Origin of the sequence: Enterobacter cloacae complex sp. P43RS, assembly GCF_014930585.1 — a bacterium.
Lineage (GTDB): Bacteria > Pseudomonadota > Gammaproteobacteria > Enterobacterales > Enterobacteriaceae > Enterobacter > Enterobacter bugandensis.
In genome coordinates, this window is sequence record NZ_JADBRJ010000003.1 from 169,811 (window position 1) to 184,334 (window position 14,524).

12 protein-coding genes are annotated in these 14,524 nt (G+C 54.4%); 9 read left to right on the forward strand and 3 right to left on the reverse strand.

All coding sequences use genetic code 11. From position 1 onward, the window contains the following. Nucleotides 1–224 precede the first annotated feature (224 nt). From tig to IM294_RS07850, 8 genes are all read left to right on the forward strand, one after another. The gene (tig, locus tag IM294_RS07815; protein ID WP_008503318.1) at nt 225–1,523 is read left to right on the forward strand and encodes a trigger factor; all 1,299 of its coding nucleotides are present in this window, start codon (nt 225–227) and stop codon (nt 1,521–1,523) included. 260 nt (nt 1,524–1,783) lie between these two features. Continuing rightward, nucleotides 1,784–2,407 (forward strand): ATP-dependent Clp endopeptidase proteolytic subunit ClpP, encoded by a 624-nt coding sequence (gene clpP, locus IM294_RS07820; protein ID WP_010428105.1) that lies wholly within the window; start codon nt 1,784–1,786, stop codon nt 2,405–2,407. Between the two features lie 125 nt (nt 2,408–2,532). After that, nucleotides 2,533–3,807 carry an ATP-dependent protease ATP-binding subunit ClpX gene (clpX, locus tag IM294_RS07825; protein ID WP_028012161.1) on the forward strand — a complete coding sequence of 425 codons (1,275 nt, stop codon included), beginning with the start codon at nt 2,533–2,535 and terminating at the stop codon, nt 3,805–3,807. Between the two features lie 183 nt (nt 3,808–3,990). Then, nucleotides 3,991–6,345 (forward strand): endopeptidase La, encoded by a 2,355-nt coding sequence (lon, locus tag IM294_RS07830; protein WP_023334706.1) that lies wholly within the window; start codon nt 3,991–3,993, stop codon nt 6,343–6,345. A 210-nt stretch (nt 6,346–6,555) separates the two neighbouring features. After that, nucleotides 6,556–6,828, forward strand: a complete 273-nt coding sequence (gene hupB, locus IM294_RS07835) for a nucleoid-associated protein HU-beta (RefSeq protein ID WP_002444653.1) — start codon at nt 6,556–6,558, stop codon at nt 6,826–6,828. A gap of 212 nt (nt 6,829–7,040) precedes the next feature. After that, nucleotides 7,041–8,912, forward strand: coding sequence for a peptidylprolyl isomerase (gene ppiD, locus IM294_RS07840; protein WP_126818302.1), 1,872 nt, complete (start codon nt 7,041–7,043; stop codon nt 8,910–8,912). Nucleotides 8,913–9,060: 148 nt separating this feature from the next. After that, nucleotides 9,061–9,438, forward strand: coding sequence for a helix-hairpin-helix domain-containing protein (locus IM294_RS07845; RefSeq protein WP_126818303.1), 378 nt, complete (start codon nt 9,061–9,063; stop codon nt 9,436–9,438). A gap of 97 nt (nt 9,439–9,535) precedes the next feature. Then, the gene (locus IM294_RS07850; protein WP_014830880.1) at nt 9,536–9,934 is read left to right on the forward strand and encodes a YbgC/FadM family acyl-CoA thioesterase; all 399 of its coding nucleotides are present in this window, start codon (nt 9,536–9,538) and stop codon (nt 9,932–9,934) included. A gap of 61 nt (nt 9,935–9,995) precedes the next feature. On the opposite strand, the gene queC is transcribed toward IM294_RS07850, so the two are convergent. Both queC and IM294_RS07860 read right to left on the reverse strand, forming a co-directional pair. Beyond that, on the reverse strand, nt 9,996–10,691 hold the full coding sequence (queC, locus tag IM294_RS07855) for a 7-cyano-7-deazaguanine synthase QueC (protein ID WP_014882781.1): 696 nt from the start codon (nt 10,689–10,691) through the stop codon (nt 9,996–9,998). Between the two features lie 66 nt (nt 10,692–10,757). After that, nucleotides 10,758–12,458, reverse strand: coding sequence for an SgrR family transcriptional regulator (locus IM294_RS07860; RefSeq protein WP_126818304.1), 1,701 nt, complete (start codon nt 12,456–12,458; stop codon nt 10,758–10,760). A gap of 101 nt (nt 12,459–12,559) precedes the next feature. Between IM294_RS07860 and cof the strand changes: the two genes are divergently transcribed. Beyond that, nucleotides 12,560–13,378: an HMP-PP phosphatase gene (gene cof, locus IM294_RS07865; protein ID WP_028012168.1), complete on the forward strand. Its 819-nt coding sequence runs from the start codon at nt 12,560–12,562 to the stop codon at nt 13,376–13,378. 42 nt (nt 13,379–13,420) lie between these two features. Here cof and IM294_RS07870 read toward each other — a convergent pair whose 3' ends face one another. Continuing rightward, complete coding sequence (locus tag IM294_RS07870) at nt 13,421–14,467, reverse strand: PLP-dependent cysteine synthase family protein (RefSeq protein WP_150142952.1); 1,047 nt, start codon at nt 14,465–14,467, stop codon at nt 13,421–13,423. Between the last annotated feature and the right edge of the window lie 57 nt (nt 14,468–14,524).

The window sequence follows — 14,524 nt, forward strand, 5'->3', positions numbered from 1 at the left end:
CGATTTTAAGGCTAAAAATAGCCTTAAAGTGTGAAAAAAGCCGCAGCAACATGCTCCAACCGTTCTCGACTCACCTAAGTGATGCCGCTATAATGCCGCGTCTTATTGAATGTCTTCGGGATGATTCTGGCGACAGGGAATGTGAATCTGCACTAAGAGAGCATCCCGGTATAACAGACAGATTCAGAGTTGACCGAGCACTGTGATTTTTTTGAGGTAACAAGATGCAAGTTTCAGTTGAAACCACTCAAGGCCTTGGCCGCCGTGTAACGATTACTATCGCTGCTGACAGCATCGAAACTGCTGTGAAAAGCGAGCTGGTCAACGTAGCAAAAAAAGTACGTATTGACGGCTTCCGTAAGGGCAAAGTACCAATGAATGTTGTTGCTCAGCGTTATGGCGCTTCCGTGCGTCAGGATGTGCTGGGTGAACTGATGAGCCGCAACTTTATCGACGCGATCATCAAAGAAAAAATCAATCCAGCCGGCGCGCCAAACTACGTGCCAGGCGAATACAAACTGGGCGAAGACTTCACCTACTCCGTAGAGTTCGAAGTGTACCCGGAAGTTGAGCTGAAAGGCCTGGAATCTATCGAAGTTGAAAAACCGATCGTTTCCGTGACTGACGAAGACGTTGACGGCATGCTGGACACCCTGCGTAAGCAGCAGGCGAACTGGAAAGAGAAAGAAGGCGCTGTTGACGCGGAAGACCGCGTAACCATCGACTTCACCGGTTCTGTAGACGGCGAAGAGTTCGAAGGCGGCAAAGCGTCTGATTTCGTACTGGCAATGGGCCAGGGTCGTATGATCCCAGGCTTCGAAGACGGCATCAAAGGCCACAAAGCGGGCGAAGAGTTCACCATCGACGTGACCTTCCCTGAAGAGTACCACGCTGAAAACCTGAAAGGTAAAGCAGCGAAGTTCGTCATCAACCTGAAGAAAGTTGAAGAGCGCGAACTGCCAGAACTGACTGAAGAGTTCATCAAGCGTTTCGGCGTGGAAGATGGTTCTGTTGCTGGCCTGCGTACCGAAGTGCGTAAGAACATGGAGCGCGAGCTGAACGGTGCTGTGCGTAACCGCGTGAAATCTCAGGCGATTGAAGGTCTGGTAAAAGCGAACGAAATCGACGTTCCTGCTGCCCTGATCGACAGCGAAATCGACGTGCTGCGCCGTCAGGCTGCACAGCGCTTCGGTGGCAACCAGCAGCAAGCGATGGAACTGCCGCGCGAGCTGTTCGAAGAGCAAGCGAAACGCCGCGTTGTTGTTGGCCTGCTGCTGGGCGAAGTGATTCGTACCCACGAGCTGAAAGCTGACGAAGAGCGTGTGAAGGGCCTGATCGAAGAAATGGCGTCTGCATACGAAGATCCATCAGAAGTGATCGAGTTCTACGGTAAGAACAAAGAGCTGATGGACAACATGCGCAACGTCGCACTGGAAGAGCAGGCTGTTGAAGCGGTACTGGCGAAAGCGAAAGTGACCGAAAAAGCGACCTCTTTCAACGAACTGATGAACCAGCAGGCGTAATTTCGCTCTAACGGTTTAAAGTTTGAACAAAAAACCCGTTGCCTTCCGGCGACGGGTTTTTTTTATCGCTGCATGGGTTCTGGAAGGGTGCTAAAACGCCCTTTCAGTGTTAGCGTTACAACAAAAGGTTGTTATGCTTGAAATAGGGCGTGGCGAACCCCATAAGTATGTAATCACGATGATTGAGACTGGCTGATAATCCGTCCATAAGGTTACAATCAGTACAGCAGGTGTTTTCAATTTTGAACCAGGAGACGGAAATGTCATACAGTGGCGAACGAGATAACTTTGCACCCCATATGGCGCTGGTGCCAATGGTTATTGAACAGACCTCACGCGGTGAGCGTTCTTTCGATATCTATTCCCGTCTGCTCAAGGAACGCGTTATCTTTCTGACCGGCCAGGTAGAAGACCATATGGCTAACCTGATCGTGGCGCAGATGCTGTTCCTGGAAGCGGAAAACCCGGAAAAAGACATTTACCTGTACATCAACTCGCCTGGCGGTGTGATTACGGCGGGCATGTCCATTTATGACACCATGCAGTTCATCAAGCCAGATGTCAGCACTATCTGTATGGGGCAGGCTGCATCCATGGGGGCCTTCCTGTTAACCGCAGGGGCGAAAGGTAAGCGTTTCTGCCTGCCTAACTCCCGCGTGATGATTCACCAGCCGCTGGGGGGTTACCAGGGGCAGGCGACGGATATCGAAATCCACGCCCGCGAAATTCTGAAAGTAAAAGCGCGCATGAATGAACTTATGGCGCAGCATACGGGTCAACCTCTCGAGCAGATCGAGCGCGATACCGAGCGCGATCGCTTCCTCTCTGCTCCAGAGGCAGTTGAGTACGGCTTAGTCGACTCCGTATTGACCCATCGTAATTGATGCCCGCGACGCGAGTGTGCCGCTATACTAAGGTAGGGCGGCACGCTGCTTAAAGCACACGCGTCTTAGAATGGCATTTGCGTCGTCATGTGCGGCACAAAGAACTTAAAAAGAGGTTTGGACTCATGACAGATAAACGCAAAGATGGTTCGGGCAAACTGCTGTACTGCTCTTTTTGCGGCAAAAGCCAGCATGAAGTGCGTAAACTGATTGCCGGGCCGTCCGTGTATATCTGCGACGAATGCGTCGATTTATGTAACGACATCATTCGCGAAGAGATTAAAGAAGTTGCGCCGCACCGTGAGCGTAGCGCATTGCCAACGCCGCATGAGATTCGTCATCACCTTGACGACTATGTCATCGGTCAGGAGCAGGCCAAGAAAGTGCTGGCGGTGGCGGTATACAACCACTACAAACGTCTGCGTAACGGCGACACCAGCAATGGTGTAGAACTGGGCAAAAGTAACATTCTGCTGATCGGGCCAACCGGCTCCGGTAAAACGCTGCTGGCGGAAACCCTGGCGCGCCTGCTGGATGTTCCGTTTACCATGGCGGATGCCACCACCCTGACCGAAGCCGGTTATGTGGGTGAAGACGTTGAGAACATCATTCAGAAGCTGCTGCAGAAGTGCGATTACGACGTTCAGAAAGCACAGCGCGGGATTGTTTATATTGATGAGATCGACAAGATCTCCCGTAAATCAGACAACCCGTCCATCACCCGTGACGTGTCGGGTGAAGGCGTGCAGCAGGCCCTGCTGAAGCTGATCGAAGGTACGGTTGCGGCCGTTCCGCCGCAGGGTGGACGCAAACATCCGCAGCAGGAGTTCCTGCAGGTCGATACCTCCAAGATCCTGTTTATTTGCGGCGGCGCGTTTGCTGGTCTGGATAAAGTCATTTCCCACCGTGTTGAAACCGGCTCCGGCATCGGTTTTGGCGCAACGGTGAAGGCGAAGTCCGAGAAAGCCAACGAAGGTGAACTGCTTTCGCAGGTTGAGCCCGAAGATCTGATCAAATTTGGTCTGATCCCTGAATTCATTGGCCGTCTGCCGGTTGTGGCAACGCTGAATGAGCTGAGCGAAGACGCGCTAATTCAGATCCTGAAAGAGCCGAAAAATGCGCTGACCAAGCAGTATCAGGCGCTGTTCAATCTGGAAGGCGTTGAGCTGGAATTCCGTGACGAAGCGCTGGATGCGATTGCCAAGAAAGCGATGGCCCGTAAAACCGGTGCGCGTGGTTTGCGCTCTATCGTTGAAGCGGCATTGCTCGACACCATGTACGATCTGCCGTCGATGGAAGACGTCGAAAAAGTGGTTATCGACGAGTCCGTGATCGGCGGCCAATCCAAGCCGCTGCTGATTTACGGTAAACCGGAAGCCCAGCAGGCATCTGGCGAATAATTCACCAAATCATACAAGCAGTTAATCAAAAAGGGGGGATTTTATCTCCCCTTTACTTTTTCCGTATTCATAGCGTTGAATGTGTGGGAAACATCCCCATATACTGGATACATGTTAATGGTTATGTGAAGCACTGTGACATGACCAGCTTACCTGGCGGACACTAAACTAAGAGAGAGCTCTATGAATCCTGAGCGTTCTGAACGCATTGAAATCCCCGTATTGCCGTTGCGCGATGTGGTGGTTTATCCGCACATGGTCATACCCTTATTTGTAGGGCGGGAAAAATCTATCCGTTGCCTCGAAGCCGCCATGGATCATGATAAAAAAATCATGCTGGTGGCCCAGAAAGAAGCATCAACGGATGAGCCGGGTGTAAACGATCTTTTCACCGTCGGGACCGTGGCCTCTATTTTACAAATGCTGAAGCTGCCGGACGGCACCGTGAAGGTGCTGGTCGAAGGCTTACAGCGTGCGCGTATTACCACGCTGTCAGACGATGGCGAACACTTCTCTGCCAAGGCAGAGTACCTTGATTCGCCTGAACTTGATGAGCGCGAGCAGGAAGTGCTGGTACGTACCGCGATTAGCCAGTTCGAAGGCTATATCAAGCTGAACAAGAAAATCCCACCAGAAGTGCTGACGTCGCTGAACAGCATCGACGATCCTGCGCGTCTGGCGGACACCATCGCTGCACACATGCCGCTGAAGCTGGCTGACAAACAGTCCGTGCTGGAGATGTCCGACGTTAACGAACGTCTGGAATATCTGATGGCGATGATGGAGTCTGAAATCGATCTGCTGCAGGTTGAGAAGCGCATTCGTAACCGCGTGAAAAAGCAGATGGAAAAATCTCAGCGTGAGTACTATCTGAATGAGCAAATGAAGGCCATTCAGAAAGAGCTGGGCGAGATGGACGACGCACCGGACGAAAACGAAGCGCTGAAGCGTAAAATCGACGCGGCGAAGATGCCGAAAGAGGCGAAAGAGAAAGCCGAAGCAGAACTGCAGAAGCTGAAAATGATGTCTCCGATGTCGGCTGAAGCAACCGTCGTGCGCGGCTACATTGAGTGGATGGTGCAGGTTCCGTGGAACGCCCGCAGCAAGGTCAAGAAAGACCTGCGTCAGGCCCAGGAGATCCTCGATACTGACCACTACGGCCTGGAACGCGTGAAAGACCGCATCCTTGAGTACCTCGCGGTACAGAGCCGTGTAAACAAAATTAAAGGCCCAATTCTGTGCCTGGTAGGACCGCCGGGGGTGGGTAAAACCTCTCTGGGCCAGTCCATCGCCAAAGCGACCGGACGTAAGTACATCCGTATGGCGCTGGGCGGCGTGCGTGATGAAGCGGAAATCCGCGGTCACCGCCGTACCTACATCGGTTCCATGCCGGGTAAACTGATCCAGAAAATGGCGAAAGTGGGTGTTAAAAACCCGCTGTTCCTGCTTGATGAGATCGACAAAATGTCGTCGGACATGCGCGGCGACCCGGCGTCTGCTCTGCTGGAAGTGCTTGATCCAGAACAGAACGTGGCGTTCAGCGATCACTACCTGGAAGTGGACTACGACCTCAGCGATGTAATGTTCGTGGCAACGTCCAACTCCATGAACATACCGGCACCGCTGCTGGACCGTATGGAAGTGATCCGCCTCTCCGGTTATACCGAAGACGAAAAGCTGAACATTGCTAAACAGCACCTGCTGCCGAAGCAGATTGAGCGTAACGCGCTGAAAGCCAACGAGCTGACCGTCGAGGACAGCGCGATTATCGGCATCATTCGCTACTACACCCGTGAAGCGGGCGTGCGTAGCCTTGAGCGCGAAATATCTAAGCTGTGCCGTAAGGCGGTAAAACAGCTGCTGCTGGATAAGAGTCTGAAGCACATCGTGATTAACGGTGACAATCTGCATGCCTACCTGGGCGTTCAGCGCTTCGACTATGGCCGCGCGGATAACGAAAACCGCGTGGGTCAGGTGACCGGTCTGGCATGGACGGAAGTGGGCGGCGATCTGCTGACCATCGAAACCGCCTGTGTGCCGGGCAAAGGCAAGCTGACCTACACCGGCTCGCTGGGTGAAGTGATGCAGGAATCCATCCAGGCTGCGCTGACCGTGGTGCGCGCGCGCGCGGAAAAACTGGGTATCAACCCGGATTTCTACGAAAAACGCGACATTCACGTTCACGTTCCTGAAGGGGCGACGCCGAAAGATGGCCCAAGCGCGGGTATTGCCATGTGTACCGCTCTGGTTTCCTGTCTGACGGGCAACCCGGTACGTGCCGATGTGGCAATGACCGGTGAAATCACCCTGCGCGGTCAGGTCCTGCCAATCGGCGGGTTAAAAGAAAAACTGCTGGCGGCACACCGCGGTGGGATCAAAACCGTATTGATCCCTTACGAAAATAAACGCGATCTGGAAGAGATTCCGGACAACGTGATTGCCGATCTGCAGATCCATCCTGTTAAGCGAATTGAGGAAGTTCTCAGTCTCGCACTGCAGAATGAACCCTCCGGAATGCAGGTTGTAACCGCAAAATAGTGACCTCGCGCAAAGAGCGTCAATAAAAACAAGGCTGGTAAGTCATTTCGCACTTGCCAGCCTTTTTTTGTATAGCTAATTTAGATTGCTGATTAGGTCAGCCATCAACAACGGGTGTTGTAAGGTCATGGCAGGCCTGATATAACTGCTGCGCGGTCGCGTTGTGAAGGACTCAGGCGCGATATAAATTATAAAGAGAGGAAGAGAACAGTGAATAAATCTCAACTGATTGACAAAATTGCTGCTGGTGCTGATATTTCTAAAGCTGCAGCTGGACGTGCGTTAGATGCATTAATTGCTTCTGTTACTGAATCTCTGCAGGCTGGGGACGACGTTGCACTGGTAGGCTTCGGTACTTTTGCTGTTAAAGAGCGTGCTGCCCGTACTGGCCGCAACCCTCAGACCGGTAAAGAGATCACCATTGCTGCTGCTAAAGTGCCGGGTTTCCGTGCAGGTAAAGCGCTGAAAGACGCAGTAAACTGATTGCTTTCCCGTTTCAGGGAAGCCGGATAGTACAAGGGCGCATCGTTTGATGTGCCTTTTTTGTTTGTCCAGACCTGATTTGTGCGAGTTTATGCGAGTTGTGGGCTGACAATCGCCCCGTTTTCTTGTCACAATACGCCTTCACGCGCGACGGGCAGGATTTACCGTCAGCGTCAGGTAACCAGTCACCTACAGCGGAGTGTTGTTACACCATGATGGACAGCTTACGCACGGCTGCTAACAGTCTCGTGCTCAAGATTATTTTCGGTATCATTATCGTGTCGTTCATATTGACCGGCGTGAGCAGTTACCTTATTGGCGGTGGCGCGAACTATGCCGCAAAAGTGAATGGCCAGGAAATCAGCCGTGGTCAGTTCGAGAATGCTTTTGCCGGTGAGCGTAACCGTATGCAGCAACAGCTGGGCGACCAATTCTCTGAACTGGCGGCGAATGAAGGGTACATGAAAACCCTGCGCCAACAGACACTGAACCGTCTTATCGACGAAGCGCTGCTGGATCAGTATGCCAAAAAGCTGGGCCTTGGCATCAGCGACGAGCAGGTCAAAAAAGCGATCTTCGCCACTCAGGCATTCCAGTCTAACGGTAAATTCGACAACGCGCGTTACAACAGTATCGTTAACCAGATGGGCATGACGGCGGATCAGTACGCGCAGGCGCTGCGTAACCAGCTGACAACCCAGCAGCTCATTAACGCTGTCGTGGGTACCGATTTCATGCTTAAAGGTGAAACCGACGAACTGGCCGCGCTGGTGGCCCAGCAGCGCGTGGTCCGTGAATCGACCATTGATGTGAACGCCCTGGCGGCGAAACAGCAGGTGAGCGACGCAGACGTTAATGCTTACTACGAGCAGAATAAAAACGCCTTTGTTTCTCCGGAGCAGTTCCGCGTCAGCTACATCAAGCTGGATGCAGCTGCGCTGCAGGAAAGCGCGTCTGATGCCGAGATCCAGTCTTACTACGACCAGCATCAGGATCAATTCACTCAGCCGCAGCGTAACCGCTACAGCGTGATTCAGACCAAAACTGAAGCAGATGCTAAGGCGGTACTGGATGAGCTGAACAAAGGCGCTGATTTCGCCACCCTTGCGAAAGCGAAATCCACCGACATTATCTCTGCGAAAAACGGCGGTGATATGGGCTGGCTGGAAGACGCAACCACGCCCGACGAGCTGAAAAATGCCGGCCTGAAAGAGAAAGGCCAGCTGTCTGGTGTGATTAAATCATCCGTTGGTTTCCTGGTCGTGCGTCTGGACGACATCACCCCGGCGAAAACCAAGCCGCTGGCTGAGGTTCGTGATGATATTGCCGCGAAAGTGAAACAGGAAAAAGCCCTGGATGCCTACTACGCGCTGCAGCAGAAGGTGAGCGATGCTGCCAGCAACGACAACGAATCTCTGGCAGGTGCAGAGCAGGCGGCGGGTGTAAAAGCGGTTGAGACCGGCTGGTTTGGTCGCGACAACCTGCCGGAAGAGCTGAACTTCAAACCGGTTTCTGATGCCATCTTTAACGGTGGTCTGGTGGGCGAGAACGGCACGCCGGGCAGCAACTCTGACATCATTACCGTTGACGGCGATCGCGCCTTTGTTCTGCGCGTCAGCGAGCACAAGCCAGAAGCGGTCAAACCGCTGGCGGAAGTGAAGGATCAGGTCGTCGCTCAGGTTAAGCATAACAAAGCAGAACAGCAGGCTAAACTGGACGCTGAGAAGATTCTGGCCGATCTGAAAGCGGGTAAACAGGACGCGCTGAAAGCGGCAGGTCTGAGCTTCGGTGAGGCAAAAACGCTGAGCCGCACCGGTCAGGACCCAATCAGTCAGGCCGCGTTTAGCCTGACGCTGCCGGCAAAAGACAAGCCAAGCTTCGGTACCACCACCGATATGCAGGGTAACGTTGTTCTGCTGGCGCTGGACGACGTGAAAGCCGGCACTCTGCCAGAAGCGCAGAAGAAGGCGATGGTTCAGGGCATTACTCAGAACAATGCTCAGATTGCTTTCGAAGCCATGATGAGCAACCTGCGTAAAGACGCCAAAATCAAGCTGGGCGATGTCATGACTCAGCAGCAGTAATTACGTGTCTGCTCGCAGATTTTCGTAACGCTCTGCAAAAACTAAAGGCCGCTTTCGCGGCCTTTTCCATTTCTGCAATCTGCTGTTTGTGCCTGTTTTCACAGGCGGCTATCGTTGCGTGGCTGTCAACAAACAAGGAGATAACAGCATGAAATGTGGAATCAAAGCACTGTTAATTACGCTGGCTATTGCCACCACCGGGATGAGCGCGGGCGCGCAGGCGGCGACCGCCGCCAAACCACAGGCTACGCAGAGCAAGTCTGACGCGGCCGCGCCGGTACAAGGGCAGACCAAAGCGGCTGACGCCGGTAAAAATGCGGATGATGACGGTACGCGGGTCAGCATTAACTCGGCCTCGGCAGAGGATCTCGCCCGCGCAATGAATGGCGTGGGCCTGAAAAAAGCGCAGGCTATCGTCAGCTATCGTGAAGAGTACGGCCCATTCAAAACGGTCGACGATCTCAAACAGGTTCCGGGCATGGGCAGCGCGCTGGTTGAGCGCAACCTCTCACACCTGACACTGTAATAACGCAATTTCTTGCACTGCGGCAAAAGTTTGCCAGGATAAAGAGGTCATACCAGTTATGACCTCTGATCCTATAACAATGAAAGGCTATTGCGCTATGCAGACAAAAATCAAAGTACGCGGTTTCCATCTTGATGTTTATCAGCACGTCAATAACGCTCGCTATCTCGAGTTTCTTGAAGAAGCGCGCTGGGACGGGCTGGAAAACAGCGAAAGCTTTCAGTGGCTGACCGCGCACAACATCGCGTTCGTGGTCGTCAATATCAACATCAACTATCGCCGTCCGGCCGTGCTGGGCGATGTGCTCACCGTGACCAGCCAGGTACAACAGCTAAACGGCAAGAGCGGCGTGTTAAGCCAGGTGGTGACGCTCGATCCAGAAGGGCAGGTGGTGGCTGATGCACTGATCACCTTTGTCTGTATCGATCTGAAAACTCAGAAAGCGCTACCGCTGGAAGGGGAATTGCGGGAAAAGCTGGAGTTGATGATCGTATAAGACATATTAAGGCGCACTCGTGCTGTCGACACCTGTTTTGCGACAGCACGGTCAAAAAACGCTATTTAAGCCCGGTCTTTTGCTTCATTGCCGCCATCACGCCGGCTTTATCGGCAAGATAGTGGTTAAGCCCGTTAGCGCGCAGATTACAGGCGGCGCACTGGCCGCAACCGTCGCCTTTGATGCCGTTATAGCAGGTGAGGGTTTCGCTGCGAACCAAATCCAGCTTGCCCCAGTAGTCGGCCAGCGCCCAGGTTTCGGCTTTATCCAGCCACATGAGCGGGGTTTCAAAGCGCGTCTCTTTCGCCATCCCCAGATTGACGGCGTGGTTGAGCGCTTTGACAAACTCATCGCGGCAGTCCGGGTATCCTGAGAAGTCGGTCTCGCATACGCCCGTAATTACCGCTTCGGCTTTTACCTGATAGGCATAAATCGCCGTCAGGGTCAGGAACAGAATATTACGCCCCGGCACAAACGTGTTCGGAATGCCGCTGGCATCGGGTTCGTAGTCCGGTACAGGAATACTGTCCCGGGTGAGGCTGCTGACGGCCAGTTCATTTAACAGCGTAACGTCCAGCACCTTGTGCGCGCGTGCCCCTAGTTTGAGGGCCAGTTCACGGGCAACGTCGATTTCAGCGCGGTGACGCTGGCCATAATCGAAAGTCACACAGTGAACTTCATCATACTGATGAAGGGCCTGAACCAGGCAGGTTGTAGAGTCTTGTCCTCCGCTGAACACGACGACGGCACGTTTCATAAATCATCTCGACTGTTACGGTAAAAACGTTATGTTACCGTCTGGCTACGGCGGCGACCAGCTTCTTCACGATTTGGGGGCGGGTAGCCAGGCTTCGGTAAAATCAAACCAGCCGCGGGTGTTGAGGCGTATGCCGTTGACTCCCGGCGGGGCGCTGATTTGATATTGATAGTTAAAAAGTGGCGTCAGCACCGCATTCTCCATCAGGCGGTTGAAAATGGCTTGCAGACCGGCGTGTCGGTCCCGAGCTTCGGCCTGAGACTGCACCGCATCCAGCGTGGCTTGCAGATGGGCGTAGGCCGGTGCGCTTAAGACGTGCGGCCACAGGGCATCGCAGCGCAGCCACTGCTCAAGCGTATACGCTGGCGCTTCGCCAATCAGCCTGTCCCCCATCATGATGTCTGCATCGGCAAGCTGCTGGCATCCGTCCCACGTCTTGGCGTCGTGGAAGATGACGGTCAGGTCACAACCCTGTTGCGCCAGGTACGCCTTTAACTGGCTGGCCATGGTATGAAGCTCAACGGGAAGATGGTAAACCAGCGTCAGCGCCTCAGGCAGGGCAACGTCCGTTAAGTCAGGCCATTCGGGGATTGTCCAGCCGGGAAGCAGTTCCCCGGTGGGCGTAATGAGTCCTTCGTTGAGCGGAAGCGTGTGTAGAAGCCTGGAGAGATGGATGATATTGATAAGCCGCTTCGCCTGGATCTCACTCAGACGCGCGCTCTGTTTCAGCGTGAGGTAACAGAAGCCCAGGCTGGTGCTGCTGCTGACCAGCCTCAGGGTTTCAAGCTCATCGGCCTCGCCAATCGCGATTTGCACCGGGTGACGACAGCTGGTGCCCAGCCTGTAATCAAACAGCTGGGGGGTGATCCAGTATTCGATGGCTTTGAGCAGCGGATGGCTCAGGTGGTACTGCTCATGGCTTTCCAGACGAACCAGGTCGGGCTCAAAGGCGGCCAGCCGGAAAGGGCCGCAGCCAAGTTCAGGATAGTCGGGATGCGCCAGACGGCTGCAGTAGGTTGCCAGCCTGTGCGCCAGCCAATAGTCCGGTTGATGCAGCATAAATGTCAGACACTGTGGATGCGTTGTTTCGATACGTAAAACGCTCCTGAACAGGGTGCGCAGGGCGGGAAGCATCAACAGTGCCGTCAGGCTTCGCTGGAGCTGCGCCGTTTCTATTTTATCGCCGTTATGCCAGTGCAGGGTGGAGCGAATGTAGAAATGCCAGCGCAGCCCGTCAGCAGAGACCTCCCAGTGATGCGCGAGATCGCCCGTGGGTTCACTGCTGTTACCGTTAAAACGCGTCAAGCCTGAAAATACCTGTCCCGCCAGATGCTGCTCCGCCCGGCCAGGTAAAAAGCCCGGCTGAAGCGGCTCCAGCGAGCGATAGTAGGGGATGCGCAGCGTCGGCGTGTCGTTTTGCCACTGCCCGCCTAAAAACGGATGCAGCAACGATCTCAGCGCTTCAGGAGCAAGCTGGGCCAGCTCCAGCGCGTTATGCTGCTGCCCGCTCTTCAGCGCCTCTTCCATCATCGCATTGCGCAGTGACTCCGGGCTGGCATGGAACGTCAGCTCACCGCGCTTGCCGCGACCAGACCGCGCGTGCCAGCTGAGCCAGCCCGCCTCCTGAGCCTGACGCAGCAGGGTACGGACATGCCGCTCGCTACAAAAACAGCGGCTGGCAAGCTCACTTATGGTGACCTGCTGTGGAGCGCCAGCGGAAGGTTGCCACAGGCGTTGATACTGGTTAAGACGGTTAAGCTGGCGCATAAGAAACCCGGAACAATAATTTTCATCTATTCACTATTACTTCCGTATATCTCACACGATACTGATGCACAAGTTAATCGCATCACATTTCAGGAGTAATCATGGCCCGCCTCGCTGCATTTGATATGGACGGTACGTTGTTAATGCCGGATCACCGTCTGGGGGAGAAAACGCTGAGTACCCTGAAGCGTCTGCGCGAGCGTGATGTCACCCTGACGTTTGCCACTGGCCGCCACGTGCTGGAGATGCGTCATCTGCTGGGCACGTTTTCCCTGGATGCGTTTTTAATCACGGGTAACGGAACGCGCATTCACACCGTTGAAGGAGAGGTACTGCACCGCCAGGATCTCAACCCGGAAGTGGCGGATATTGTTCTGCACAGCACGTGGGACACGCAGGCCAGTATCCACGTATTCAACGATCAAGGCTGGTTTACCGGAAGCGAAATCCCCGAATTGTTGCACGCGCATGTTTATAGCGGCTTCAAATACCAGCTTATCGATTTGCGCCGGATCCCTGCCCACGCGGTGACCAAGATTTGCTTCTGTGGCGATCACGACGATCTTTGCCGCTTACGCATTCAGTTAAATGAGGCGCTGGGCGACCGGGCGCACCTGACCTTCTCGGCGGTGGATTGTCTTGAAGTCCTGCCGGTGGGCTGTAACAAAGGTTCAGCCCTGGCGGTGCTCAGCGACCACCTGGGCTTAACGCTGCAGGAGTGTATGGCGTTTGGCGACGCCATGAATGACCGCGAAATGCTGGGCAGCGTGGGGCGCGGCCTGATTATGGGGAATGCGATGCCGCAGCTGATCGCAGAGCTTCCTCATCTGCCGGTTATCGGACACTGCGGCAACGAAGCGGTGTCCCATTTTTTGACGCATTGGCTGGACAACAACAACCTCCCATATTCCCCCGAATAGTGAGACCCTTCCAGCAAGCCAGACTTCGGTCTGGCTTTTTTTTTATTTCAGCAGCTTCGCAATCTGCGCTTTCCACGGGGTGATGTCGCCGATGTTGGCCTGCACCCACTCCGCATTGTAGTAGGTCTCAAGGTAGCGCTCGCCGCTGTCGCACAGCAGCGTGACGATGGAGCCGGTACGGCCTTCCTCGCGCATGCGTGCCGCAAGCTGCAGTGCGCCCCACATGTTGGTGCCCGTTGATGCGCCCACCTTGCGGCCGAGCTGCGTTTCCAGCCAGTGCGCGGTGGCGACGCTGGCGGCGTCCGGCACGCGGAGCATTTCGTCGACAACGTCAGGAATGAACGACGGTTCCACGCGCGGGCGGCCAATTCCTTCAATTTTACTGCCCACCGGACTGCGCAGGCCAGCATCGCGGCTTTGCCAGTAGTCGAGAAACACGGAGTTCTGAGGGTCAACTACCATCAGCTGGGTATCGTAGCCCTGACAGCGAATGTAGCGTCCGATAGTGGCTGACGTGCCGCCCGTACCGGCGCTCATCACAATGTACGACGGAACCGGATGCGGTTCGTGGGTCATCTGGCGGAAAATACTGTCGGCAATGTTGTTATTGCCGCGCCAGTCCGTTGCGCGCTCGGCAAAGGTGAACTGGTCCATATAGTGGCCGTTTAGCTCGCGGGCGAGCATTTCAGAGGCGGCATAGATTTCGCAGGCGCTTTCCACAAAATGACAGCGTCCGCCGTAAAATTCGATCTGCTCGATTTTTCGTTTTGCGGTGCAGGAGGGCATCACGGCGATAAACGGCAGGCCCAGCAGACGAGCGAAATAGGCTTCAGACACCGCCGTTGAACCGGATGAGGATTCAATAATGGTCGTGCCTTCTTTGATCCAGCCGTTGCACAAACCGTATAAAAACAGAGAGCGCGCCAGGCGATGCTTCAGGCTACCGGTAGGATGGGTGCTTTCATCCTTCAGGTAGAGATGAATACCGTCAAATCCCGGCAGGGGGAGGCGAATCAGGTGGGTATCCGCCGAGCGCTGGTAGTCGGCATTGATTTCGCTGATGGCATGTTTAACCCAGGTGCTATTCATCGTAGTTATCCGTTTGTCATTTTGTGCCCAGCATAGCGAAAAGCACAGAAAAAATTG